Source organism: Pseudomonas sp. SIMBA_068, assembly GCF_046534705.1.
Classification (GTDB): Bacteria; Pseudomonadota; Gammaproteobacteria; order Pseudomonadales; family Pseudomonadaceae; genus Aquipseudomonas; species Aquipseudomonas putida.
The window spans coordinates 1-316 of sequence record NZ_JAWRYI010000234.1 but is presented as its reverse complement, the minus strand read 5'-3'; the positions used below and the strand labels follow the sequence as shown (position 1 = coordinate 316).

General features: G+C 55.7%; 1 protein-coding gene. It reads left to right on the top strand.

The window, feature by feature from the left end:
* Window positions 1-316, top strand: a 316-nt coding sequence (gene hscB, locus SB756_RS28975) for a co-chaperone HscB (RefSeq protein WP_410912972.1), incomplete at both ends; no start/stop codon positions are given.

Below are 316 nucleotides of genomic sequence, written 5' to 3'. Positions count from 1 at the left end.
ACCCTCTTTGGCTTGCCTGCCCGCTATCAACTCGATACCCAGGCGCTGAGCCTGCGTTTTCAGGATCTACAACGTCAGTATCATCCTGATAAATTCGCCAGCGGAAGCCAGGCGGAACAACTCGCCGCCGTACAGCAATCTGCAACCATTAACCAGGCCTGGCAAACGCTGCGTCATCCGTTAATGCGCGCGGAATATTTGCTTTCTTTGCACGGCTTTGATCTCGCCAGCGAGCAGCATACTGTGCGCGACACCGCGTTCCTGATGGAACAGTTGGAGCTGCGCGAAGAGCTGGACGAGATCGAACAGGCGAAAG